This window comes from Sphingobacterium detergens, assembly GCF_003610355.1.
In the GTDB taxonomy this organism is placed as follows: Bacteria; Bacteroidota; Bacteroidia; order Sphingobacteriales; family Sphingobacteriaceae; genus Sphingobacterium; species Sphingobacterium detergens.
The window spans coordinates 253733-278480 of the sequence record NZ_RAPY01000007.1; the positions used below are offsets into that span (position 1 = coordinate 253733).

Consider the following 24748-nt stretch of genomic DNA (forward strand, 5'->3'; position numbering starts at 1 on the left):
TATCTTATTAATCGATTTTTATTTTTTAGATATGATTATGAAAACATTATCGAACATACTCTTCGTATTTATGCTATCATTTCTTTCTGTCGGGCATTTATCTGCTCAAGACGATAGCCTGAATAAGCAAATCTGGCGCAGTATTGGTGGCCAAGGTAAATGGGATTCCCTACAGTATCTCGCTTTTTCTGCAAAGGGTAATACCGTATCGGAAGAGTTGTCCAATGAAGAACGTAAATTCCTCTTTAACCGTACAACAGGAGAATGTAGATTCGATGGATTTAGCGGATCTGATCAGGTAACCTATTTATTCAATTTTAAAGGAAGCAGCACAGATAAGCTTTTTATTGCGGGCAATCTATCTACTGATGGCCAAGAAATAAAGAAATCCATAAAAAATCAACTTTTTGCGGATCTAAATCTGCTCTTGCTACCAACGCTGATAGAGCAAAGAAGTGTTCAGTTTAAAAATCAGGAAGAACGATTTATTGGTGGGCAAAAATTAACAGTTGCAAGTATTACCTCATCAGGTCCGGTTCTTGGCTCGAAGCTAGACGGTTTAATCTATATCGATCAAAATACGGGTGAGATTACGCGCTACGAATACACTGATAAAACAGAAAAAATCAGTTATGAGGTAAGCAAATACAAAGAAATAGGTGATGGAATACGTCTACCTAGTTTATTTAGTGCTGCAAGCAACGACAAGAGAACCTGTGTATTCTCTTCGATCTCTTCATTTGTACAAGTCGAGCAAAAGAAATTTAAAGAATTATAGCTATTATGATTAATTGGATAGAATTAAATACAGAAGAACAATTACAGGAACTTTATCAATCCGATAAGGTGTCCGCCATATTCAAACACAGCACAACCTGTGGTATCAGTAACATGGCAAAACGCAGTTTGGAACGGATGTCAACTACTGTTGATCAGGACTATTCTATTTATCTTTTAGACCTGTTGCGCTATCGGGCACTTTCCAATGAAATTGCACAACGATGGAATATCGAACATCAATCGCCACAGATACTGATTGTCGAAGGCAAAAACAGCCTTTACGATGCTTCACATGGGGATATTCAATTTGACGAAATTGAAAAATACCTGTAATTATTTGATCTTAAATATTTTGCCTTCATCATAGGCACTCAATGTAAGATTATCCCAAGTGATCATTCCATTGGATTTTTTCTTTAATCCACGTGGATTTCTGGCAACGATGACTTGGGATTCCCCAACCACTTTTACGGTATTCTGTCGAACGATGATAGCAGTTCCCTCATCAATCCCGATACAGGTCTTGTCAGGGAACTCCGCTAAGGCAGTAAAAAGTCGATTATATCGACTTCTCTTTACAAAATGCTGATCTATAATCGCAGATTTTATCAGTCCCAGACCTTTGGCTGTCTCTAAATTTTGGTGTTCCAGTCTATTGAAGGTAGCTCGATAGACCGAATCTTTTAATTGATTACCTGTTATCATTGTCTCGCTCATAATAGCCGCACCAGCACTTGTACCGGCAATACAAGCACCTTGCTGATAAGCTGTATGAATCGCATCGAACAATGCTGTATGTGCTACGATCGACATAAAACGATTTTGATCTCCCCCTGTAATATAAATCAGTTTTGCATGGCGTACCGAATCAACAAGCTTCCGATCTTCAGCATCCGATTTCGAAAAATTAATACTGGTGATCTTATTTTTTGTCACTTCCTTTAATTGATTTACCATCCCCTCTACAGACTCATCGGGGACGGTGGAAGCCATCGGTAAGATCATTATGTAATCCTTTGGTGAAAGCTGCGCTGCTTCGACCAAAGCTTCCATCAGATGTTCATCTTTATGTCCGCCACCAATGACAAACAATGTTCCTTTAGGTGAAATGCGTGATTTCTGGCTGGTGAAAGAACACAAAACGATTACCGCGATAATACACAACAACTTTTTCATAACAGCTTCCCTTAGATTATACGTTTGATTACTTATAAATTTCTACTTTTATCTTACCTTCCTTTGTTACCGTGCCCCTATACATGCCTTCGGTATTGAACGGCATGGCGACATGTCCTTCTTTATCCATAACAATCATTCCACCATCTCCGCCCATTTTGCCAATCCGATCAATGACAGCTTGACCGGCTTGCCATACATTATCATTTTTATATTCCATTAAGACCGAAACAGAATATGCGGCTACATTACGAATATAAAACTCACCCCAACCGGTACAGGAAACTGCGCAAGTTGCATTATTAGCATAAGTCCCTGCACCAATAATTGGTGAATCACCAACACGACCAAATTTTTTGTTCGTCATCCCACCAGTCGAAGTACCCGCAGCTAAATTTCCCTGATTATCCAATGCGACACAACCCACTGTCCCAAATTTAGAATCCTTATTAAGAATCCCCAAACGGGAACTCTGTTTCTGATCATGATCCAGCTGTGTTTTGGTACTATCCTCTTTTTTAATTTTTTGCAGGGCATCCCAACGCATTTTCGTCCAAAAATAAGATGGATCAACGATTTGCAAACCAGCTTCTTTGGCAAACTCTTCTGCTCCTTTGCCCACCATCATCACATGTTCCGACTTCTCCATGACCGCACGCGCTGCGGAAATTGGGTTTCTAATGGTGGTGACTCCAGCTACTGCACCAGCAGCTAATGTCTTTCCATCCATGATAGAAGCATCCAACTCGTTTTTTCCCTCATTCGTAAAGACAGCTCCCTTGCCTGCATTAAACAAAGGAGAATCTTCCATTACATGAATCGCTTGTTCAACAGCATCTAAACTGGAATTCCCCTTCTTCAATTGATTGTAACCTTCATTCAAAGCTTGCTCCAAAACTGTTTTATACGCCTGCTCCATGGAGTCAGTCATATTTTTTTTCAAAATTGTCCCTGCACCTCCATGAATTGCCAGAACAAATTGTTCTTTCGTCATTTCTTGTTTTTCCTTTCCGTCATTGTGATTACAAGAAGCTGCAACCGCAGCACTTCCAATAATCATGGCTATCATTGCATGTATCTTCATTTTATTATTTTGTATAACCTGGATTTTGCACCATATTTTTGTTGACAAATATTTCATCTGCGGGAATAGGAAAATTGTATTGCGCTTTTGTTGACTCCAACAATAGTGCTCCCGCAGTATTTATAGCATCTTGGGCTCCTCTACGTACAGGCATTTTCCTTCTTTTTAAATCAAAAAAACGATGACCCTCAAATGCCAATTCCTTATAACGCTCCGCTAAAATAGCATCAATTAATTCGTCTTTGGAGGATAAGACCTGATTTTGATAATCTTGGATTCGCGCTTTCCGCAACACGTTCAAATCATTATTTGCTTCATTGAGCTTATTTGTCTCCGCATTGGCCTCCGCGCGGATCAGGTACATCTCGCCTGTTCTAAATAATTTTACGTCCACGAGGCCAGCTGTTGCATCAGCTTCTTTACGGCCCAAATATTTTCCAATCAGGTACTGTTGTTTCCCTTCTCCCCGATTGGGATCATCGAGAATATAGCTTCCAAAACGGATATCTTTATTCTTGTCAAATAGAGCAATCAATTTATTTGAAGGTGTGTAAAGTGCTATCTCGCCATCCTGCCTAAAAAACATCGCCCCGATAGGTCCTTCAGCTGGAGAATCATCTTCTTTAGGTAGATCTGCGGCTGTCCTACGCAATGAAAACACCACTTCATTGGAACTCTCGTCTGACCATATTTTCGGAAAAGAAGTCCGGTCAGCCAGTGGCTTTGCAGCAATGACTTTTGATGAAGCAGCAATTGCCAAGGTCCAATCTTTTGCATATAAAGCGGTTCTTGCCTGCAATGCATACAAGCCAGTCTTAGAAAAACGGTAAACAGCCTCTTCATCTCCAATTAATCCCAAAGCGTCATTAATGTCCTTTTGGGCCAAGCTGATTACTTCGGCAACTGTTTTGCGTGGTGGATGTCCAATTTCAGACTTTAACATATAGGGAATTCCCAATGCTGTAGGCTCATAGCCCGCTGCATAAGCTCTCAAAAGCTCAATATGAGCAAAAGCACGGATGGCAAGCAATTCGCCTTGGTAATGCTTTTGCTTATCAGCATCCACTTTCTCCAATTTTTCCAGTCCTGCCAAAGCGCGATTCGCACGATCTATGACCACATAGTACTCACCAAAAGCGCTCGTCACCGATGAACTTGAGGCGGTATATTGCCAACGATAAGCACTAACATTTCCGACGGTGTTTTCCAGTGGATAAATTGCTTCATCCGAGACAACCACACTATTTCCAATGAGTGTATAGGTCATACCAGCGTAAGCACCCTTGATGGCCATATCGATATCATCCAGATTACGGTAAGCCTTTTCGGGATCAATCGTATCTGAAGGTTTTAGATCTAATTTATTACAGGAATAGAAAGTCGACAAACCCACAGTAAAGAGGCCAATTACTAATATATTTTTAAATGATTTCATTGCCGTAGTCCTTTTTAAAAATTAACACTGAATCCTGCTGTATATGTTCTCGGAGCTGGATAGTTAAAACGACTTATCCCTTCACTATTTTCGGGATCAAGCCCCCTCCAGGACGTCCAGGTCAATAAATTTTGCCCCTGAAAGAAAATTCGGGCCCCTTTAATTACCTTTTGATCCCCAAACAAGGTTTTTGGAAACTGATAAACTAAGTTGACATTCCGCAACCTGAGGAAAGAAGCATCCTGGATATCTTTGGATGTATATTCGCGCGGTATATCAATCCGTTGTAAAATGGCATTATCTCCCGGTTGCTTCCAACGGTCAGTAAGCATGCGTATACTTTGGTTACTCGTCATATAGCTCGAATTCTCATTATAAAAATCCTCGTTATTCCAACGGCGCACGTCACTAACAAATGCAAACAAAGCATCCAACGAGAGGTTTTTCCAGCGGACAGTTGTATTAAATCCGCCAACCCATTTTGGAAACATACTGCCAGATTTTGTAACGGCCTGTGAAGTTTCATCATATTCGGTTGTTATACTACCATCACGGTTATAATACTGCGCATCGCCAGTCTGGGGATTAACCCCCGCCCACTCTGGCGCATAATAGGTTCCATAAGGCAATCCAACTCGCATGATCCGTGTATCTCCATCTAAAACCTCTGTCAATGCATCAGAAAGATATAATATAGTATTTTTATTATAGGAAGCATTGACCCCTAAAGTCAGCCCCCAATCTTCCCTCTTTATGACATCACCGGATAAGCTCATCTCCACTCCCCTATTACGCATCTTGCCCGTGCTCAATGGTAGCTTACGATCCAAGAATCCCGATGTCAAGGAAATCGGCTGATCAAAAAACATATTCTTGGTTATTTTATTATAATAATCCATGGCAACACGAAGCCGCTTTGATGGAAAAAGCTCCAGATCAAATCCTGCATTGAACTCATCCACATATTCCCAGTCATAATTCGGATTTCCGGGATCATAAGGACGAATGGCTGTTTCACCACCATAGGTAATGTCCTTTCTAAAAGTTGCTAAGTAATTGAAATCACCATTGATTGTACTGGCCGTGGTACCGTAACTAGCCCGTAGGGATAGGCCTTGTATGAATTCATTGGACTTCAAGAATTCCTCTTCCTTGACATTCCAATTGGCACCGAAGGAATAGAAACCATGCCAACGATTCGCCTCCGCTACACGGGAAGAGCCATCATAACGATAACTTGCCGTCAACGAGTAACGATTGTCATAAGTATACCTTCCCAGGGCCATATACGAAGCCAATGCATATTTGGTGCGCCCACCCAAAATGGCTGGTAAATAGGTCGGACTTACAGTTACACCATTCGGATTTTCCGGTAGACGGCTATCAATACCGTAACCTTTGTACCCAAAGGCGCGGTTACGTCGATATAAATATTCAAAATAAGCCGAGAGCTCCAAATTATGCTTTTCGTCAAAAGTATTTTGATAGGTTAATCCTGTGGTACTGATCACATTGGTAGACCGGAGATTGTCTTCTGCAAATAATCCCTTTCCCCCAAGTGTCGGATCTCGATCCCGTGATCCATAATAAGAATCCGGGTTGATATAATCTTGGCCGGTAGTCGTATTATAGTCTATCCCCAATCGCGTGTGGACTTTTAAGGTCGGTAGCAATTGATAATTTAGATTGAGGCCAACATTGGTATTAAATAACTCAGAAGAGCTACTTGAGTTGAGCAGACGTTCCAATCCGGCACTCCCTTCACGCTGATCCAAAATAAAGTAATCGTCTTCATTACCAAAATGAATGAGCGTTCCGTCCGGTGCATACGGATATTCATAAGGTAGTGCATAATAAACCGATGCCATAGACGATCCGACACGTGAAGCTCCTACACCTTCGGTAAATTTCGAATTTGTATACCCAAGGGTCACATTTACACCTCCTGAAAGCTTCCCTTTATCAAAATCTACATTATTTTTCAAGGTATACCGATCAAGACCAGATCGAATGGCAACACCTTCCTGTTTATAGTATCCCGCACTGCTATAGAACCGCACATGCTCCCCGCCTCCACTTATATTCACCTGCTGATCCATAAACTTTCCGTTACGAAAGAAGTAATCACGCCAGTCAACATTAATCCCTCTCAAACTATCCAAAATTTGAGCTGCTCGCGCTTTATAAGCGGAAGTTCCGCCCGCTACCTCGGGATTTTTAGGTGAATACGTCCATCCGGGACCTATGCCTTCATTGTTATCTGGATCGACAAAGGGCCCCAATTCTTCTTCAAATTGCAAACGTTGCTGTGTATTCATCATTTGGAATTTTGGCCGTGTCAGTTTGGAAAGACCATATTGAGAGTTAAAATTCACAGCTAGCTGGCCAGATTTACCTTTTTTTGTCGTGATAACAATAACACCGTTTGAACCTCTGGATCCGTATAAAGATTTTCCTGTTGCATCGCGCAATACATTGACAGATTCAAAATCATTCGCGCTGAAATTCTTCAGTTCAGATGTGGCAATAGGAATTCCATCGATTACATACAGAGGATCCGAAATACCATTGATGGAACCAATTCCTCGAATAACGACAGAAGCAGTAGCACCGGGTTGTCCTGAACTAGCCATCACACTCATCCCCGGAACACGCCCCTGCAGCATTTGGTCAACAGAAGCCATAGGTACCTGTTCCAGATCTTTTGCTTTCACTGTGGTTGAAACATTGGCGGACTGTTTTTTCGAATAATTCGTATATCCTGTCACCGTCACATCCTCCAACACCGTGCTCTTATTTGCCAATACAATCGTTAGCGGACCAGAACCACTGACAGTATTGCGCTGTCGGTCATAGCCCACAGAGGAGAATTCCAATTGATCCCCCGGTTTTGCAGCTATACTGAAACTGCCATCTGGAGCAGACTGTGCCGTTGTTCCTGCCGTTGAATTTCTGACGGTAACGCCTCCTATGCCCTGGCCCTTCTCATCAATGACTTTTCCTCGAATAGTTTGTTGAAATACTACAAATGAATTTCCATGATTGGCAAATGAGATGGATTTGCTTCCAGTCTTGGCAATAGTTGGTGCTAGGTTTAGGGTGAGCGCTAGTGTCATCAGCGCTTGTGCGTGCATGCTACCTCTCATAATTATCTACATTTTTGGTCAGTGTTAAAGCGTATCAACATGGATAACTTTAGCTAACCTAAAATGCAAATAATTATCGAAGAAATGAAATGTTTTTTGCGTTATTCATCTTCTTTATCCCACCAGTCTGAAGCTTGCAAATCGTCTATTTCACGACGATCTTTCTTCGTTGGTCTTCCCGTTCCGCGGTCTCGCTTAAGCACAGGTGCCTGAAATACCGATTTGTAGCCTACAGTCTCTTCTACAGGGGTTTGATCTTCATAAAACTGAACAGCAGTTTTTGCATCCACCCGCCGCTCGAGAAGACCGATCACTTTAACAACTTTCTTTTCTATTCCTTTTTGGATATGATAGACATCGCCGATCTTAACTTCGTAAGAAGGTTTAATATTTTGACCATTCAGCTTGACCCGTCCCGCCTTACAGGCTTCGGTTGCCAAAGTTCTTGTTTTAAACAATCTTATCGACCATAAATATTTATCAATTCTCAATTTTTCTGATGCTGCAGCCATAGTGCAAAAATAGTTATATTAGCAAATTATCGTGGTATTCCCACCGAAAATTAACATATTTGTACATCAAAATAAACAAATTCAAATAAGCAAACAAATAATATGGTAGAGCCACTTAAAAAATTGATTGAGGAAGCTTGGGAAGATAGACAATTATTGGAGTATAAAGAATATACAGAAGCGATTCGTACCGTGATCATGAAGCTAGACAGCGGTGAAATCCGTGTAGCGGAATTGATCGGCACGAGATGGCATGTAAATGACTGGATCAAGAAAGCTGTGATCTTGTATTTCCCGATCAACGATATGCGCGAAATGACAGCAGGTCCTTTTGTATTCCATGACAAAATGAAGCTAAAAACAGATTACAAACACACGGGTGTTCGTGTGGTTCCTGGCGCTTCTGCTCGTTTAGGTGCTTATTTAGCGAAGGGGGTAATCATGATGCCTTCTTATGTTAATATCGGTGCTTATGTAGACGAAGGTACCATGGTAGATACATGGGCAACAGTCGGTTCCTGTGCTCAAATCGGTAAACACGTTCACTTAAGTGGTGGTGTTGGTATCGGTGGCGTACTTGAGCCAGTTCAAGCTGCTCCGGTTATCATTGAAGACAATGTATTTATTGGATCAAGAGCGATCGTTGTTGAAGGAATTCGCGTAGAAAAAGAAGCTGTATTAGGTGCTAATGTCGTATTGACTGCATCGACTAAAATTATTGATGTTACTGGACCTGAACCTGTAGAATACAAAGGTTATGTTCCTGCCCGTTCGGTTGTCATCCCTGGATCTTATACTAAAAAATTCGCCGCTGGCGAGTATCAAGTTCCTTGTGCATTGATCATTGGTCAACGTAAAGAATCTACTGATAAGAAAACTTCATTAAATGATGCTCTGCGTGAGCACAATGTAGCTGTCTAAATTCAAGGTCAGAACTAAAAAAATAAAAAATGAATGCATTTGTGGATCGTGAGGATTTAAACAAAGCGTTGGAAACGCTAAAAGCAGGTGGATTAATTCTATACCCAACAGATACAATCTGGGGGATAGGCTGTGATGCCACTAATCCTGATGCCGTAGAGAAAATCTTTCAATTGAAAGGAAGAGATAAGTCCAAAAGTCTGATCGTCCTTTTACATAACGACAACCAATTGGCAAGTTATGTCAACGAAATCCCAGATGTTGCTTATCAACTTATTGAATATACGGACAAGCCATTGACAATTGTCTATTCGAATGCCAAAAATCTTGCTCCTAATGCCATTGCAGAGGACGGTTCGATTGGCATTCGAATTGTCAAACATCCTTTTTGTGAACAGCTTCTACAACGTTTCCGTAAACCTATTATCTCTACTTCAGCAAATATCAGTGGTGAACCAACAGCGAAGGATTTTGACGAAATAGCTGAAGAGATCAAAGCAGGTGTAGACTATATTGTCGAATACGACAGGCATGTGAAGACTGATGGTAAATCGTCTACCATTATGAAGCTGGACCCAAGTGGTAAATTTGAATTCATTCGAAAGTAATATCAATCCATCATGATGTATTCAAACTCATAGTAGATTGAATAAATGGTGTTAGTTATCTTGCATGCAGCTTTCATATAGTCGCGATGAAAACCGAGCCCGTGCGCTCGGAGACTAAGCGGATAGCTTCATCACAATTGAAACCGTCGAAGGCAGCGTGATTGATGAACAAATAATTTATACAGATGAAAAAGATCATTTTATTTTTTGCATTGGCAATTGCTGTAAATACGCAATTATACGCTCAGAAAAAGGAGATTCCTTCAGCGAAACCGGGTGTAAAATATGGAAAGGAAATTCAGGCTAATAAAGCGATTTCTGTTGCTAAACTGGAAAAAGAACTAAGTAGCAAGAATACTTTCAACGGTAAAATTGAAGGCAAAGTCGTTGAAGTCTGCAAAAAGAAAGGCTGTTTCATGACCTTACAACGCGACGGAGAGGAACCTATTATGGTACGTTTTAAAGATTATGGATTCTTTATGCCCGCAGATATCATCGGTAAGACAGTTGTTGTCGAAGGTGTAGCCAAGCGGAAAGAAACTTCAGTCGCTTCATTGCAACATGCCGCAAAAGATCTCGGTAAATCTCAAGCCGAAATAAATCAGATTACTCAGCCAAAAAACGATATTAATATTGTTGCTGATGGGGTTCTTGTCGTAAGATGAAAAAATTTCAAACAGCAACTGCCCCATCCATCAATGTAGGTGGAAAGCTAATGACATTTGAAAAACCTGTTATTATGGGTATTCTCAATGTTACACCAGATTCCTTTTTTGATGGTGGAGATAATACAACAGTAGAGAAAGCGCTGGAAAAAGCAAGTAGTCTCTTAACGGCAGGCGCTCAAATCCTCGATATTGGGGCCTATTCTTCACGTCCCGGCGCGCCATTAATCTCTTCTCAGGAAGAAATGGACAGAGCGCTTCCCCCTATCCTGGCAATCAGAAACGCCTTTCCAGAAGCGATCTTATCCATAGACACCTTCCGGGCGGATGTCGCTGCAGAAGCCATTGACGCGGGTGTACATATTGTCAATGACGTATCAGGAGGCACGCTTGATGAGGAGATGTTTGCAACAGTAGCCAAATATCAGGTGCCTTATATCCTCATGCATATGCGTGGAACTCCAGAAACCATGCAAGGACAAACCGAATATACCGACATCGTGACTGATGTTGCTACCTTTTTGGGACAAGGTATAGCTCGTTTAAGGGATCTGGGTGTAAAGGATATAATCCTCGATCCCGGGTTTGGGTTTGCCAAAACAATCGATCAAAATTACGAGCTGCTTTATCGGGTCGATGAATTACACTATCTTGGTCTACCAATTTTAGGTGGCATATCACGTAAATCCATGATCTACAAAAAATTGGGTACTACGGCCCAAGAAGCACTCAATGGTACAACGGCATTAAATACCCTACTTTTGGAAAGAGGTGTACAGATACTCCGTGTCCATGATGTCGCAGAAGCGAAACAGCTTGTTGATCTCTTCTATTAGAGCAGTGCACACACTATCTGTATAAACATCGCTCGGAGTATGTTGTATTTACTTCCCAATAAATGTTGGATCACTTAATGTTTCTATAAAAGCGATAATATCCTGCTTTTCCTGTTCTGATAATGGAATTCGATTACCGTTTTCTTTAAGAATAGGATCGAGATTTTCCGCTGCTAACACGCCTTTATCGAAATAATCCAAAACAGATCTTAAAGTTGGAAATTGACCAAAACTCCCATAAGGGGCCGTATACATGGCATTTCTTAACGACGGAACACGAAATGCCATCTGATCCTCAATACGCCCTGTGACCCGACCGCGGCCGACTTCTTCTGGGTTTGGATTCAATGGAAACCCTACATTCCTAAAGCTTTGATCAGTAAATAGCGCTGTACTATGACAACTTGCACATTTACTTTTGAAAGTAGTATACCCTCTCTCCTGTTCCGCTGTAAATCGCTCCCCTTCATTTCTTTTTACACGATCATATTTGCTATTTGCAGAGATCAATGTATACTCGTATTGTGCAATACTGCGATAAATTCGATCAGCCGTTATGCTTGCATCGCCAAATGCTTTTTGAAATAATTTTTTATAATCGGTATCAACAGCAATTTTACCAATCACCTCAAGAATAGAAGAGTTCATTTCTTCATGTGTTATAATCGGAACGAGAGGTTGTTTTTCCAATTGCAGGATATTTCCATCCCAATTATAAAACTTCATAAATGCCATATTCTGAATTGCAGGGGTATTACGAAGTCCCACCCGTTCATAAATTCCGACCGCTTGTTGCTTTCCATCTGAAAAAGCTAGGTTGGGATTGTGACAACTCGCACAGGAAATCGTATTATTTCCGCTGAACCTTTTTTCATGAAATAATTTCTCGCCCAATTCAACACCATATTTTGTAGGTCTATTTTGTGCTACGGAGCCATTTAGCGCTGGAAATTCAGCTGGTATCTCCAGAGAAATTTCTGGGTTGTCCTCCTTGATTGATTCGTTTATATCCCTTTTACTGCAGGATAGCACAATCAACAAAACACCTAAAACGCAGATTACTTTTTTCATTAGAATAAATGATTTGCAAATAAGAATCGGGGTATTATACCGCTATAGTTCCCTATTAACTAACAAAAGGTCTGTTAGATTTTATGTTAGACAGGGCCATCACAGGAACAGCACAGACATTCCAATCTGAATATTCCTAAGTTCCTGATGGCCCTGCTATCAATTTATATTTCCTTTAATTATTTTCGACACGCTCGACAGAAAACATGCCGCTTTTATCCTCTTTACCATCCCCCCCAATATTGTTTACAAACACTTCCATGGCTGCCATGCTGCTATGTAGGCTCGGTGTTGTTGCATTTTTCGAGGTTAGGATTACTTTTGTTTTTCCACTTAAGAGTTTATCAAAGTCAGCTTTGATCGTGATTTTAGGCGCATTGTTTCCCACAACAGCAGTCGTCGTTAGATCCAACGTGATATCGCGATAAGCATCCACGCCCTGCGTATATGTTTCAGGTTTACCTCCCTCTCCATTCAGCGTACTTCCGGTGTGGACCTGAAATGCATTATTTTCACCACCATAAAATCCTTCGATCTTCGTAAATCGATATCCAGTAGCCCATTGCCACATCATGTCGGTATCATTAGCTCCCGCTGCTGCATAAAATACCGGAAATCTGACCTGATCCAATGTATTGATTTCTTGCTTTACCCCTAACCCAAATTTGAGCTGACGATACTCCCCTACAGGTATATTAGTCAATACATAATCCAAACTCGCTTGCTTGCTTTGGTTAACCACAGTAGCCCCCTTATCCAGGTCACTTACATTGTAAGGAATTTCAGTCCCATCTGTTTTAACAAGTCGAATATTACTGACAACATACTTAAGTTCTGAGAGGTGGTGTGCTTGATCCTTTTCTGATGTGTTAACGGTAGCATCAGTAGATGCAGCTCCTCCAAGGACAATCGTGTTATTTTTAAATGTATTGTTAAAATGTAGGCTGATATTATTTGCTACGGGGTTGTTATCGTTTTTACTACAGGAAATCATTATTAATGAAGCAGCAGATAAAATTAGATAGTTCGTTAATTTTTTCATTGTATGTGTTATTTAAATGTGATTGATTTTTTTAAAAATTGACTTTTAGGGAGGTAAAAATATTCCGCCCCATTCGTGGAATATTTCCCCAATCCGCATAGGTGCTATAGTATTCATTCAACAGGTTCTCGGCGCCAACCTGAAATACAGTTTTGAACTTGCCTAGGCTGAAACTATAATCGGCAGATAAATTCCATATTTTGTAGGAAGAGGTTTGATCTTCACCATAGGCTGGGCTATAATTTGTCTGTGTAAAATCTCCATTTAATGACGTCCGCAAGCCTATTCGTTTATAGTTATAATGCAGTGATGTCTGATAGCTCAACGGGCGTATAAAAGGTAGATTCCCCTCTTCGTCGTCCTTACCTCTGGCGTATGTTATCACCGCTTTCCAATGCAGGTTATCCAGGACTTTATAATCTATGCTCATCGCTGTATTAAACAGCGTCCCATACTTTAAAGATGTATAACCCTTCACACCAACGGATTGATAATTCATTGGACTCCCTAAACTCAAAATCCGTCCGATGATATAATTGTCGATGTAGAAGTAGTTCACTTTTGCGGATATACTTAGCTTTTCCGTTTTGAAGCCAACACTGGCGTTAACCTCATAAGAAATCTCATTTTTGAGATCAGGGTTTCCGATGTAATCGTAGCGATCAAAGCTATTATAAATATAATAGCCATAGGCTTCGGAAACGGAAGGAGCGCGATGTCCAAACCCTGTTCCGACAGAAATATCAAACTGATTTAAGTTTAACTCGTAACTGGCATGTAGCCCTGGAAGCCATCTATTCTTTTTTTGCGGTGCTCCCGGATGAAAAATCCAGTTAAATTCCACATATTTAGAATAATTGTAGTTCCAGCCCAACGATCCACCCAAGTTCACTTTACTCCGATCTGAAATCTCCCAAGAATTATTCATTGCAATACTCGCAAAACGGGTTGTTACCCAGGGCCAACTATAGGCAAACATGGTCTGTTTGGATCGATCCTGTGGGTACATCCGCATTTCCGCTATTGAAAGATTATCATAAGCATTTAGCTGTACTTCTGAAGAATATCGGTCTTTCTTTAAATTTATTTTTGACACCAATCCATAGGTTGTACTCCATCCGGGCATATCCATATGTACCAAATTCTCCGGCCGTGTCGTATCATCCATATAGTGCTCCACGGCGTTGAAATAAACTTTGGTATCCCACACTTTTACCAACCCTTCCTCAAACAATTGTTTATAGGATGCTGATGTAATAATCGCCCGCGATAACCATAGATCCATTGGTAAAGCCGGAAAGCCAACATCTTTTGCCCGATCAAATATCGCATCTACCCTGATGGCAGAAAGTGGACTTGTCTTATAGGCTAGACCCAATGATGCATTCAGTTTATTATATTGCGAGTGTAGTACTTCCTTGTTGTTTCCGTCATAATAATTACCGGCTTTACGAAAGGCAACACTACCATCAGCAACGAAGTTGTCGGTTGAATAGAATAGATTTCCAAGGTTAAACGCTTGTTTATTGTTAAACTCAAAACCTGTCTGATACGCACCACCTACTTTTTGTTGCAGACCAAAAGGCGTACTTCTCCTTTTGAGATCAATACTTCCAGCCACTGTCGCGCCATGCATATTCCCTTCTTGCCCAGATTTAATATCAATGGAAGAAAGGTTGTTCGTTTCCACATAGGAAGTTATGGGGTCCATCTTATCTGTGCAGGCACCAAAAATATGCATACCATCAATTGTGATTGTGGAACGCTCAGTACTCATGTTATTCAGTAAGGGTTCCCATGCGTAGGCCCCACGTTTGATAAAGCTGATATTGTCTGATGAAGCCAAAAATTCATCGACGGAGACGGCCATTTTCATGTCACTTTCAATCTTTCGCTTGATCGCCGCTTCAACATTGACTTCCCCCAAACGTCTCGTTGTATCTCTTTTTACGGAGATGCTTTGCCCATGTACTTTCAATCCAAGAGAAAGAATAAAAAGAATAATACTTAGTTTCTTCATAACTCTTAGAATAGGATATCAAGGTACAACTCACTTTTACGGCCCTCTACTCCCGGTGTAAAATCCTTTGGCACCTCGGTACCACGGATTACTTTTCCATCTGGATTCAACAAAATGAAATTTAACGTCCAGTTGCCGGTCATCGTATAATTCACAATACCGTGATATAAACCATCCGCTTCCTGTATCAAATCTTTATTATTAGGAGACGAGTGATTGCCCATAGACGGTTCAGGCATACGTGGGTCTAACTTCAGTGTATAACGATCGACTTGCGAATAGGAAAACTGCAATTGATCAGCGATGCTCTTCGATGAAGAATCAAGTGGCTTATTCAATTTATAGATACCAGCGACCAATTTATTTTCAGCAACACTAGGTTTCTGTGGAGAGACCAATGCTATGACATATTGCTCATCATCTTTCCCTGTGAACATAGTCATATTCAGATTTTTATTGGTTTGTTGTCGGACCAATACTTCTTTTATCACAGAGAAATTTTGACTGCCAACTGTAAAATTGACATTGATTTCCCAACTGCCCTCCGCACCACTTTCGCTGGTAAAAACTGTATACCCCGAGAAATACTTATCGCCCGATTTATAACTGAAATTATACTGATTTGGACATGATCTTTTCTCTCCTGAAACAGCAGTCTGGATTGGCAAAAATGTAACGCTGGACACTTCCACAGGAGTATTCGTTTGCGTGTTCTTGATTCTCACGCGGATATCATTATAACCGCGATACAATACGCCATTCAACGCCTCGATGCTAATCGTATAACCAGCGGCCACAAAATCTGTAACCTCTTTAAATTCAACACCTTCTTCAACCACCTCCCCTCTTTCGGCTTCATAATTTGTTTTTCCCTTTGTACATGACCCGAGAAATACGCATGTTATAGCAACATAAAAAACTATTGTTTTTATCAATATACTTACCTTCATAAAAATACCATCTTAGCTTAGTTAACAGGAGACTAATCTTAGTGTAGGATAAGTATAGTTAGAAGACGACAAAAACGACGACAGAAAGATGTGCCAACAAAAAGGGATAACGATACATATCCTATTCGTAGAATCTTCTAAATTAACTGGAACCCGACATCTAAAGAGCCGATAACCTGTTCAAATAAAGTTTTCATCCGTTTAATTTTTTATTCAGTTGTGACGAAGCTATCGGATTTATTCATCGAGCATATGTTTTCAGCGGCATTCATAGGCTCGCTTTGCTCAGTTATTCATTTCCTTATAAGATTGAATAAATCATGATAGTTTTATCGGAATAAACTATTCCTTAAACAGGATGAGGTGACCACGAGAAACTATTTGTCGCTCTACGTGAACAACAAAAAACTCATGATGATTCCTTAAAATGGATTTAAACTAATGGAGGATGGAAAATGGTAAAAATAGGTCTGTAAGAATAATTTTCGTTGTATTCAGGGAACGAGCGTTCCGCAACATCTTCTTGAAATAAAGAAGAGACCTTAAAGTCAAAATTCTGGGAGTTATTGATAAAAACGACATCGATAATACGTGATTCAAGGTTCTTTTGCTCCTTTTCTTCGTGTTCACGCATTTTTTTCATTAGGATACATTGTCCTCTACACGAAAGGGCGTTCTCATTGAAACGGTTGATACATTCGTAGCGTGCAATGTAATCTCGATTGAGCTCAAAAATGGACCACAGCCATACTGTTGAGAAGCTCTGGAGGAGCATCAAAGGCAATAAAATCCATATGAACTGTCTAGCTTTCATCTTGTGAGTTCGGCAAATATATAAATGAATCCTTGATTAAACAAATTCAATAGGAACAATAAAGTCCCCAGGTAAGGTTTTACCTGGGGACTGAAAAATCAAAAAACAGATTATTTTGGTACAACTGTAAGCACTGCTTTTTTATTACCGGCAGTTAAATCCAGCGTAAATAGATAGGTTTTTCCAGCTTCCAAGGTTTTACCTGTTTTGACACCCAAGTTTCCGGAATCACGCCCATTTTTACCATCACCAATAAAAATCACATCGCTCGACGTTGTCACATCCGTACCTCCAAATTCTCCACCCCAGCCTTTCTGATGGAAAAACTTAAAATTGATATTATCGGTGTTGATAGACTCGGCGGCCTTTAATGTAATTTGGTACTTTTTATTACCCAATGGAGCTAAACAAAGTGCTTTATCAGTATTCCAGCCCACCTGATTACTGGATACTTTGGGCTTTCCAACACCTTCTCCAATAATCCACACGGCTCCAGTACCATCTTCCTGCAATTTGGCAAGATCATTTCCGGCCATTGCTTCAACGACAAAATACTTCAACGCGAAGTCAGCTGTAATCCGGTATTTTCCGTTAACACCATTGAAAGTAATAGCCCCGTCAGCTGATTGGCTGAAGAAATCCGGATCAATCCACCAATCTTTTAGATCCTCGATACCATCTATCGTAACCGCATTACCCTTGGTCATATTCAGTTCCGCCTTGAAATGTGTATCATCAAGACGACTAAATACTGTCCCATCGATTGCATAAGCGACAATAAATGGTGATGCCTGATAAGTCAACGTATTCAATGCGATACTATACACACCAGAGGTCGAATTTGAGAAAGGAATATCCAATGTGGATCCGAGTGTAACGGCATTATTGACCCATCCAAAATTCATGCTATTTCCCTGCTCACCAACCTTTGGCGCTTGAATATATCCTTTTACAGAAAACGGAAAATTCTCTTTGGCCGCATATTGATTTCGACCTGTTTTCTCCATCCGATAGGACTTTGATTCGGTGACCAAAGTGAGATAAGGAAAATCCGGACGGCTTAAGTCTATATCAAAGGATTGTTCGTTTTTTTTCTGACTAATATTCTGCAAAACAAACTTAATCGTAGCTTTCCCGTCTGGAATGTCTTTCAAAAAAGGGACGTAAATTTTTCCGCTATAGTCGCCATTCTCCTTTGTGCGAATTGTCATTTCGGCAACCTTGTCATCCGTAAAATATAATTGAGCTTTCAGTGTAGATAACGCGACTTCACTATCCGATACATGAATATTAAATACGAGACTATCCCCAAAATGAGCAGCAGAAATAGCTGATTTCAATTCAATTTTGGGATCACCAATTTGATAGACATATTTTTCATCCTTTTTACAAGAACTTACAACAGCTATTGTTCCAAATAGTATATTGATGAGATATCTTTTCATAATCCCGTTATTTAGTTTTTCCAACGATAAGAGACGACTGAATTTGCGGGCACCTCGTAGCTAAAATGATTTTTACCATCTGCCAGCGTAATTTTCCGGTTATCATTCGATTCATTTAACAACACCATAGCGTAGGTACCATCTGTATTTTGAAAGGCACTATAAACCAGCCCTTCTGCTGTATATCCTGTAGCGCCAATTCGTGTCGCTCCCGATTTAACTACAGATGACAGATGTCCTACAATATAATAATGCGAGTTGCGCGTGATGCTCTTATAATTTGATTTGCTAATATCGACAGCACCATAACAGGTTTGACAACCACCTTCGCGATTCGGCCCCTTATCAGTATCCAACATCAAATTCCAAACAATAACACCCTTGCTCCAGTTATTGACCGTTCCCAACGCTACTTCGCGCATATCTTCCATCAAACGCTTATTAAGGTTACGCCCGTCATTCCATTCGCCGATCGATGTCTCTGTAAAGACCAGCTCCTTATCCGGACGTTGATTATGAATATCAATTAGCTCGGCTTTATCTCCCCCATAGTTGTGATAAGCCGCTCCAGCGATAAAGGAAGCCGCCCCGGCGTCATTATAGATTTTAATAGGATAATCTTCCTGATCGGCCATATTATCGTAATTATAATTATGGTCAAACGCGTAGATCTTCGTCGCAATACTTGCAGCCTTGAGCTGTGGACCTAGAGATTGTTTAATAAATGCTTGTTGCTCCTGCCATGACATGTACATTGAAGCAGAATTTTTTCGATTCAATGGCTCATTTTGAACAGTAATTGAATAAATATTAATGCCCTCCTTCTTCATTGCTTGAAGCCATTGTACAAAATACCAACCATAATCCTGATAGTATCTCGGATTTAACTGACCGCTAGTCCAAGAATCGAAAGGTTTTAAATCTGTCAGATTATTGACCTTCATCCATTTTGGCGGAGTCCATGGTGAACCCATGATTTTGACGTTTGGATTGATGGCCAGTATTTCTTTCAACACGGGAATGACATATTGTGTTTCTTCAGACTGCAACCCAAAATTTTCCTTTCCTTCTTTGTCCCAACACGTATACTCGCTCAATGAAAAATCAGAACATCCGATAGCAATACGAATATAGCTCATGCCCATACCGTCCTTATCGGAGAAAGTTTCCGTAAGAAATTTCGTCCGATCCTCCTTACTCATTTTCATTAGATTATAACAGGTAGAACCGGTAATAGCTGCACCAAATCCGTCCATTGTCTGAAACTTCTGAGCGGGATTTAAGGTAATTGTGCTGGGCGACATATTAAACTTTGTACTAAAATCGACATATTTTTTTGTCAGATCATAGGCTCGGTTTGTATTAGTCATCACAATAGTGACATCGCCAGATTTTTTGATATCATCACCTTGTGAGGGTGTGAAGCTATCACGGTTACAAGATGTTGCCGTGATCAAACAGGACAACAAGAATGTATATATCATAGTGTTATTATTACGTTTCATAAACAATTAAAATAATTAGTATCCTGGATTCTGAACTAAGTTAGGATTCTGGTCAATTTTAGGCTGTGGAATCGGCAGACGGTAGGAATTCTTTGTAAACGGATATACCTGTGCCTTTCTTCCTGAGTCCTTCGCATACACCGCATTCATGACAGTTTCCACCTTATCCAAACGAACTAGATCAAACCAACGCTGCCCCTCGAAGGCTAATTCCAGACGACGTTCTTTCAGATATGCTTCCAATAAAGCATCTTTATTCGACCGAGTTCCCGCAGGTAATTTGGGCAATTTTACACGTGTACGGATCTTATCAATAATGTCAGCTGCACCGGAAAGATTTGACCCCAATTGGATCATGGCTTCAGCCTTTAGCAATAAAATATCTGCATACCGTAGCTTGACGATACTGCTCATACCCGAACGCAATTTAAACATAAAAGGATAATGGCTCGAAGGGTAATAGTTGCTCCAGGTTGTTGTATAGTAGACAATCGCTTGCTCCATCCGAATTTGGTCTGCCTCATTCGTATATGCCTGTATCAAATCACGCGATGGTGTGACCCATTTGGCCCAGGTAAATGCATTGTCGTAATTGGAGAGGTCGCGACCAAACATCCAAGTCGCCCAGTTTCCAGATCCAGGCATAAATTGCGCCTCTAAAATTGATTCTTTTGTATTTCGTTGCCCTAAATCGGTCTTGGCCGTATTCACTTCATATAAATCTCCATAATTAGGGTTCAAATCAAATCCATCTCCAGCCAATGCATCTGCATACTGAATCACTTTATTATAATCTCTGAGCGGTTTCTCAGCATATAGCTTTACCAACATAGCTCGGGCTACAGACTTTGTAAACAAAGTTTTATTTGCATTGTTATTGACCGGGGCATCAACCAGGGCCTCCAAAAGATCCTTCTCAATCTGTTTATGCGCTTCCTCTTCAGTTGCTTGCTTGGGGAAATACTCTGGGTATACCGCTTCGATATTTTCCGCGGTAATATCTTTTCCTTGTGTTGTAATTACTGGAATGGATCCAAATATGCGCACCATATCAAACATCGCCAGCGCCCGAAAGATTTTACCCTGCGCCTTGTAGACTTTGATGTCAGCGTCACTAATCGATTTATCCGCAACACTATCGACATTGATTATTAAACGGTTGGCCCGCGCAATATCTTCCAGATAACGTGCCCAATCTCGATCAACAACCGAATTGGATCCCTCAATGGAATTATTCTCAAATGGTACAACTTCCGCACCTGTTGTTCCTGCGTACGCATTGTCAGCATGCGAATCGCCAATCAGCAATAAATCAAGGTACCAATGCTCTTGCCGATCTCGCATCTGTTGGTAAATCCCGGAAAGAAAATTATCAACCTCGCTTCTGTTCTTAAAGACGATCTGTGTTCCATTTTCAGTTTTACCTTGACTCACATCTGTATAGCTGTCCAGAGGATCACGATTTAGCGAGCAAGATGCCAGCAACAAGCCTGTTATGAACAAAGGTAAAACGTATTTAATATTTGTTTTTTTCATCACAATTCAATTAAAATTCAACATTTACACCAAGTACAAAAGATCTATTTTGTGGATATGTCCCCCAATCGAGACCTTGTACTCTTCCCGAGTTCCCCCACTGGTTTACCTCCGGATCCATGCCTGAATATTTAGTTAGCGTAAATAGGTTGCTTGCTGAAAAATAAGGCTGAATCTTCTGAATTCCAATCTTTTTCAAACCTTCAGGTGCGATAGAATAACCCAATGAAATATTTTTCACACGCAAATAGCTTCCATCTTCCACAAAATAAGATGAGTTTTTGATATCAAAACCTGCTTTGGGCACATGTGTAATCTGTCCCGGTACACGCCAACGATCGAGTACAACTGTCGTTTGGTTACGACCATCATACATTCCCTCTGTTTCCATTCTGCTCGCATTGAAAATATCATTACCGTAAGTGCCCTGCAGAAATATACTTAAGTCAAAATTTTTCCAAGAAAAACTATTTGTCAATCCGTACACAAATTTTGGATTGGGGTCTCCGATATAAGTGAGATCGGAGGGAGAAGTTTTACCATCACCATTCAGATCTCTATACATCAATTCACCCGTCTCCGGATTTACACCATCGGAGATATAACCATAAAATCCACCTAAAGGCCTTCCAGGTTCATTTCTAACAACTGTTGCATTGACTAGATTATTTGTAACCGCATCATTGTAGATTTTTGTAAAAACAAGCTTATCCAGACGGTTCTTATTAAACGAGATATTGAAATCCGTATTCCATGTAAAATCGCCTGTGAGATTCTTGGAGTTGATCCCAATCTCAAATCCTTTATTGGTCATCTCGCCCTCATTCCGTTTAATTGTACTAGCCGAAGAAGACCCTGTAGGCAAGCTCACTTCCATCAACATATCTGTTGTTTTTTTATGGTAGTAATCTAAAGTCAGGTTCAATCGATTATTTAATGTAGAAAAATCAATCCCCACGTTCGCTTGGGTCGTTGTTTCCCATTTTAAATCTGTCGCTCGCAAGGTGGTCGAATTCCCAATATTTGGCGGAGAATATTGATATTTGTCTTCAAACCAAGGTAAACGCTGAATCACATTGAATGAAAGATAAGAATAGTCCCCCAATCCGGATTGATTCCCGGTCTGGCCCCATCCCCCACGTATTTTAAAGTCATTGATCCAATCCACGTCCTTCATAAAATCCTCGGCAGATAAACGCCAGGCTGCCGATACCGAAGGGAAATATCCCCATCGACCAGAAGGGCTTAATTTTGATGATCCATCCGCACGCATATTTGCTGTTACAAGATATTTTCCATCGTAATTGTACATCGCACGGGCAAAATAGGATAGGATGGCCCAATTGGATGCCCCCGACCCAGTTCCATTCCATGAAATCTTGTTTGCCGCATTGAGCGTCTGTATAATACCATTAGCATAATTGGAACCATAAATATAACTATTGGAGTATTTGGAATCTGTCCAGGATGACCCTGCCATTGCCTCCAAGCTATGTTTTCCAAAACTTCTGCTGTAAGTCAGCACATTATCCCAAGTCAATACCGTGTTTGTGTTGCGAACGTCAGATGCCTCTCCAAACTGATTTCTACCCTGTTGCGTAATCCAGGGATCTAAAAACGTTGTCAGTACACCCGATCGTCTGTCCATTGAAAAAGAGGACTTCCAGGTTAAATTGGGCATAAAAGATATCAATACACTTCCTGTTGCCAATAATCTATTCTCCCGATTATTGTTATTCTTGGTCCGTTCGAGATTTTCTAAAGGGCTGTTTATATTTAGCCCATTGAAATTGGTATTATATCGATCAGGAAACAGAGGATCCCATATTGGCGCATAAGTTGGCGTATTAATGATCGAAGTAACGACTCCGCCACGATTAGATCCATTGCCCGAGATAATCCCGTTGGTATTGTAATCCGCATAAGATAAATTGGCATTAACCTTCATCCATCTTTTTACTTGATTATCTATATTCGCTTTGAAGTTATAACGTCTAAAGAATGAACCTTGCAGTGTGCCTTTCTCTGTCAGATAGCCCCCACCCAAATAATAGCGTAATTTCTCGTTACCATCGGAGATTGATAACTGGTAATTCTGTTGAACTCCGGTTTTATAGGTTTCCTTAAACCAGTCTGTTTGATCAGTAAGCCCTTCAGGCAGCTTACCATAACCTGTCTCATCCATCAACTCCTTATATTGTGCGGTATTCAGGACTTTTACGGTATTATTAACCACATTTGCTGTAGCTTGTGCGCCTAAGGTAATTTTAGCTTCCCCAGCTTTTCCGGATTTTGTAGTTACAAGAATAACACCATTTGCACCGCGCGACCCATAAATAGCTGCAGAAGATGCGTCTTTTAAAATCTGAATGTCCGTAATATCACTTGGTGATAAAAATTTGATGTCCTCAACAGGTAATCCATCGACAACATAAAGTGGATCATTTGAACCATTAAATGAGGTTGTACCCCGGACTTTAATTGACATTTCACCACCGGGTGCTCCATTGGGTTGGATCACAGATACGCCTGCCGCCTTCCCCTGTATAGCCTGACCCAGACTTACTACTGGTCTCTTTTCCAGATCTTTGGTCGATACAGAAGAAATTGCGGTGGTTACATCTTTCCGTTTTACGGCACCATAACCGATCACAATAACGTCTTCAAGTACATTGGTCGATGCGTTCAGCTGAACAGTCATTGTACTATTAGCCGGCAATTCTTTATTGTCGTAGCCAACAAAACTAAATTGAAGAATACTACCTTGAACAGCTGACATTTGAAAACGCCCATCTCCGTTACTGGAGACCGCATTACTGGTACCTTTCTGTGTAATTGTTACGCCAGTGAGTGGTTTCTGATCCTGGGCATCCAGCACCCGTCCACTGACCTGAATTCGGTCTTGCGCAAACACCGAATTCAACCAGGTACACAAGAAAATCAGCCCTATTGAAAAGGTTACTTTTCGAGTAAAGTAAATCATATGAAATAAAAAAATTGGTTATTGTTTTGTCTTTGGTTATTCCAAACTAGCGAGGAGTTTCCCCTGCTCCATCGCTCAAAACAAAACTAGCAGGACCGAAACAGGAAAAAAAGCGACGGTACTTAAAAAGTACCTCCCAAAAAACACAACACACTACAAAACAGTTAACTACAAAAACAAATACAAGATAAAAAGTACTAAAAAGAGATCGAATACAGG

Annotated in this window: 20 protein-coding genes; 6 read left to right on the forward strand and 14 right to left on the reverse strand. The window is 40.6% G+C overall.

Going from position 1 to position 24748, the window contains the following annotated elements; all coding sequences use genetic code 11:
* Positions 1–37: 37 nt before the first annotated feature.
* Both DFQ12_RS25600 and ytxJ read left to right on the forward strand, forming a co-directional pair.
* The gene (locus DFQ12_RS25600; RefSeq protein ID WP_120261861.1) at positions 38–778 is read left to right on the forward strand and encodes a hypothetical protein; all 741 of its coding nucleotides are present in this window, start codon (positions 38–40) and stop codon (positions 776–778) included.
* 5 nt (positions 779–783) lie between these two features.
* Entirely contained in the window at positions 784–1113 is a 330-nt protein-coding gene (ytxJ, locus tag DFQ12_RS25605) for a bacillithiol system redox-active protein YtxJ (RefSeq protein ID WP_208642623.1), read from the forward strand.
* Here the strand turns inward: ytxJ and DFQ12_RS25610 are convergent, their stop codons facing one another.
* From DFQ12_RS25610 to DFQ12_RS25630, 5 genes are all read right to left on the reverse strand, one after another.
* The gene (locus DFQ12_RS25610; RefSeq protein WP_120261862.1) at positions 1114–1956 is read right to left on the reverse strand and encodes a cyanophycinase; all 843 of its coding nucleotides are present in this window, start codon (positions 1954–1956) and stop codon (positions 1114–1116) included. It abuts the gene before it with no gap.
* 28 nt (positions 1957–1984) lie between these two features.
* Positions 1985–3040 (reverse strand): isoaspartyl peptidase/L-asparaginase family protein, encoded by a 1056-nt coding sequence (locus DFQ12_RS25615; RefSeq protein WP_120261923.1) that lies wholly within the window; start codon positions 3038–3040, stop codon positions 1985–1987.
* Positions 3041–3044: 4 nt separating this feature from the next.
* Complete coding sequence (locus DFQ12_RS25620; protein ID WP_120261863.1) at positions 3045–4475, reverse strand: RagB/SusD family nutrient uptake outer membrane protein; 1431 nt, start codon at positions 4473–4475, stop codon at positions 3045–3047.
* 14 nt (positions 4476–4489) lie between these two features.
* Positions 4490–7621: a SusC/RagA family TonB-linked outer membrane protein gene (locus DFQ12_RS25625; protein WP_120261864.1), complete on the reverse strand. Its 3132-nt coding sequence runs from the start codon at positions 7619–7621 to the stop codon at positions 4490–4492.
* 101 nt (positions 7622–7722) lie between these two features.
* Positions 7723–8133 (reverse strand): RNA-binding S4 domain-containing protein, encoded by a 411-nt coding sequence (locus DFQ12_RS25630; protein WP_120261865.1) that lies wholly within the window; start codon positions 8131–8133, stop codon positions 7723–7725.
* A 102-nt stretch (positions 8134–8235) separates the two neighbouring features.
* Between DFQ12_RS25630 and DFQ12_RS25635 the strand changes: the two genes are divergently transcribed.
* From DFQ12_RS25635 to folP, 4 genes are all read left to right on the forward strand, one after another.
* Positions 8236–9054, forward strand: coding sequence for a 2,3,4,5-tetrahydropyridine-2,6-dicarboxylate N-succinyltransferase (locus tag DFQ12_RS25635; protein ID WP_077438248.1), 819 nt, complete (start codon positions 8236–8238; stop codon positions 9052–9054).
* A 29-nt stretch (positions 9055–9083) separates the two neighbouring features.
* Positions 9084–9662 (forward strand): L-threonylcarbamoyladenylate synthase, encoded by a 579-nt coding sequence (locus DFQ12_RS25640; RefSeq protein ID WP_120261866.1) that lies wholly within the window; start codon positions 9084–9086, stop codon positions 9660–9662.
* Positions 9663–9847: 185 nt separating this feature from the next.
* Complete coding sequence (locus tag DFQ12_RS25645; protein ID WP_120261867.1) at positions 9848–10327, forward strand: DUF4920 domain-containing protein; 480 nt, start codon at positions 9848–9850, stop codon at positions 10325–10327.
* Complete coding sequence (gene folP / locus DFQ12_RS25650; protein WP_120261868.1) at positions 10324–11163, forward strand: dihydropteroate synthase; 840 nt, start codon at positions 10324–10326, stop codon at positions 11161–11163. The genes DFQ12_RS25645 and folP overlap by 4 nt, the downstream gene beginning before the upstream one ends.
* Positions 11164–11211: 48 nt before the next feature.
* On the opposite strand, the gene DFQ12_RS25655 is transcribed toward folP, so the two are convergent.
* The 9 genes from DFQ12_RS25655 to DFQ12_RS25695 all read right to left on the reverse strand — a co-directional run bounded on the left by DFQ12_RS25655 (position 11212) and on the right by DFQ12_RS25695 (position 24529).
* Positions 11212–12234 (reverse strand): cytochrome-c peroxidase, encoded by a 1023-nt coding sequence (locus tag DFQ12_RS25655; protein ID WP_120261869.1) that lies wholly within the window; start codon positions 12232–12234, stop codon positions 11212–11214.
* Positions 12235–12409: 175 nt separating this feature from the next.
* Positions 12410–13276, reverse strand: a complete 867-nt coding sequence (locus DFQ12_RS25660) for an MbnP family protein (RefSeq protein ID WP_120261870.1) — start codon at positions 13274–13276, stop codon at positions 12410–12412.
* A 31-nt stretch (positions 13277–13307) separates the two neighbouring features.
* Entirely contained in the window at positions 13308–15296 is a 1989-nt protein-coding gene (locus tag DFQ12_RS25665; RefSeq protein WP_120261871.1) for a TonB-dependent receptor plug domain-containing protein, read from the reverse strand.
* Between the two features lie 5 nt (positions 15297–15301).
* Positions 15302–16246, reverse strand: coding sequence for a hypothetical protein (locus tag DFQ12_RS25670; RefSeq protein ID WP_167457351.1), 945 nt, complete (start codon positions 16244–16246; stop codon positions 15302–15304).
* Positions 16247–16679: 433 nt separating this feature from the next.
* Positions 16680–17060, reverse strand: coding sequence for a hypothetical protein (locus DFQ12_RS25675; protein ID WP_120261872.1), 381 nt, complete (start codon positions 17058–17060; stop codon positions 16680–16682).
* Positions 17061–17170: 110 nt separating this feature from the next.
* The gene (locus DFQ12_RS25680) at positions 17171–18505 is read right to left on the reverse strand and encodes a DUF5125 domain-containing protein (RefSeq protein WP_120261925.1); all 1335 of its coding nucleotides are present in this window, start codon (positions 18503–18505) and stop codon (positions 17171–17173) included.
* Positions 18506–18516: 11 nt separating this feature from the next.
* Positions 18517–19989, reverse strand: a complete 1473-nt coding sequence (locus DFQ12_RS25685; protein WP_120261926.1) for a glycoside hydrolase family 30 protein — start codon at positions 19987–19989, stop codon at positions 18517–18519.
* A gap of 36 nt (positions 19990–20025) precedes the next feature.
* The gene (locus DFQ12_RS25690) at positions 20026–21546 is read right to left on the reverse strand and encodes a RagB/SusD family nutrient uptake outer membrane protein (protein WP_120261873.1); all 1521 of its coding nucleotides are present in this window, start codon (positions 21544–21546) and stop codon (positions 20026–20028) included.
* A 10-nt stretch (positions 21547–21556) separates the two neighbouring features.
* Complete coding sequence (locus DFQ12_RS25695) at positions 21557–24529, reverse strand: SusC/RagA family TonB-linked outer membrane protein (protein WP_120261874.1); 2973 nt, start codon at positions 24527–24529, stop codon at positions 21557–21559.
* Positions 24530–24748 lie beyond the last annotated feature (219 nt).

Bases quoted from the DNA above. Each gene is read 5' to 3' on its own strand.
- DFQ12_RS25600 (WP_120261861.1), top strand. From the start codon at position 38: ATGAAAACATTATCGAACATACTCTTCGTATTTATGCTATCATTTCTT.
- ytxJ (WP_208642623.1), top strand. From the start codon at position 784: ATGATTAATTGGATAGAATTAAATACAGAAGAACAATTACAGGAACTT.
- DFQ12_RS25610 (WP_120261862.1), bottom strand. From the start codon at position 1,956: ATGAAAAAGTTGTTGTGTATTATCGCGGTAATCGTTTTGTGTTCTTTC.
- DFQ12_RS25615 (WP_120261923.1), bottom strand. From the start codon at position 3,040: ATGAAGATACATGCAATGATAGCCATGATTATTGGAAGTGCTGCGGTT.
- DFQ12_RS25620 (WP_120261863.1), bottom strand. From the start codon at position 4,475: ATGAAATCATTTAAAAATATATTAGTAATTGGCCTCTTTACTGTGGGT.
- DFQ12_RS25625 (WP_120261864.1), bottom strand. From the start codon at position 7,621: ATGAGAGGTAGCATGCACGCACAAGCGCTGATGACACTAGCGCTCACC.
- DFQ12_RS25630 (WP_120261865.1), bottom strand. From the start codon at position 8,133: ATGGCTGCAGCATCAGAAAAATTGAGAATTGATAAATATTTATGGTCG.
- DFQ12_RS25635 (WP_077438248.1), top strand. From the start codon at position 8,236: ATGGTAGAGCCACTTAAAAAATTGATTGAGGAAGCTTGGGAAGATAGA.
- DFQ12_RS25640 (WP_120261866.1), top strand. From the start codon at position 9,084: ATGAATGCATTTGTGGATCGTGAGGATTTAAACAAAGCGTTGGAAACG.
- DFQ12_RS25645 (WP_120261867.1), top strand. From the start codon at position 9,848: ATGAAAAAGATCATTTTATTTTTTGCATTGGCAATTGCTGTAAATACG.
- folP (WP_120261868.1), top strand. From the start codon at position 10,324: ATGAAAAAATTTCAAACAGCAACTGCCCCATCCATCAATGTAGGTGGA.
- DFQ12_RS25655 (WP_120261869.1), bottom strand. From the start codon at position 12,234: ATGAAAAAAGTAATCTGCGTTTTAGGTGTTTTGTTGATTGTGCTATCC.
- DFQ12_RS25660 (WP_120261870.1), bottom strand. From the start codon at position 13,276: ATGAAAAAATTAACGAACTATCTAATTTTATCTGCTGCTTCATTAATA.
- DFQ12_RS25665 (WP_120261871.1), bottom strand. From the start codon at position 15,296: ATGAAGAAACTAAGTATTATTCTTTTTATTCTTTCTCTTGGATTGAAA.
- DFQ12_RS25670 (WP_167457351.1), bottom strand. From the start codon at position 16,246: ATGAAGGTAAGTATATTGATAAAAACAATAGTTTTTTATGTTGCTATA.
- DFQ12_RS25675 (WP_120261872.1), bottom strand. From the start codon at position 17,060: ATGAAAGCTAGACAGTTCATATGGATTTTATTGCCTTTGATGCTCCTC.
- DFQ12_RS25680 (WP_120261925.1), bottom strand. From the start codon at position 18,505: ATGAAAAGATATCTCATCAATATACTATTTGGAACAATAGCTGTTGTA.
- DFQ12_RS25685 (WP_120261926.1), bottom strand. From the start codon at position 19,989: ATGATATATACATTCTTGTTGTCCTGTTTGATCACGGCAACATCTTGT.
- DFQ12_RS25690 (WP_120261873.1), bottom strand. From the start codon at position 21,546: ATGAAAAAAACAAATATTAAATACGTTTTACCTTTGTTCATAACAGGC.
- DFQ12_RS25695 (WP_120261874.1), bottom strand. From the start codon at position 24,529: ATGATTTACTTTACTCGAAAAGTAACCTTTTCAATAGGGCTGATTTTC.